Consider the following 614-nt stretch of genomic DNA (forward strand, 5'->3'; position numbering starts at 1 on the left):
TAACGCTCTAATAAGCCGCGCAAAAACGCGGAGTGTTTTGCGTCGGTTTTAATTAGCTTTGTTATATTTTTTAATTAGCATCCCAAGTTGAGACTTTTTTACCATTTGATGAAAATAAGTATACTGTCGTATTATTGTTGCCATCTTTGATATTTTTAATTTTCTTATCTGGCAAAGCTGACCATAATGAATCAAAATCTACTAGATCTTTATCACTCGGAAGTATTGACTCTATAAATTCTTGCTTATTTTTATAATCTTCTTTAGATGCAAATTTTTCAAATATACAATAGTCGCCATTTAAAAATGGCCACTCAATATCTTGCCATGTTGGAAGTGTTGGTGTTCTATAGGTTATTTCTCGGATTTGTTCTTCATTCCCCATATAAACATCGTTTGTAAATTTTTCCAATTCTTCTAATTCACCATTTATTAAACATCTGTCACAAATGCAATTAAGTTCACCACTTCCATAAAATCCTCCTGCATCAAACCAGATGCCAACTGCATTGCAAACTGAACATTTTTCTTCTGATTTCATTTTATAGCTAAAATTGTCAGGGTCTTTAAAATACTTAAACTTCACGATTAATCCTCGCTAAAAAATATAACGC

General features: G+C 31.6%; 1 protein-coding gene. It reads right to left on the bottom strand.

The genetic code is table 11. The features are described from left to right. Positions 1–70: 70 nt before the first annotated feature. Positions 71–586, bottom strand: a complete 516-nt coding sequence (locus E2R67_RS16460; protein ID WP_166739416.1) for a CbrC family protein — start codon at positions 584–586, stop codon at positions 71–73. Between the last annotated feature and the right edge of the window lie 28 nt (positions 587–614).

This window comes from Psychromonas algicola (genome assembly GCF_004378355.1).
GTDB lineage: Bacteria > Pseudomonadota > Gammaproteobacteria > Enterobacterales > Psychromonadaceae > Psychromonas.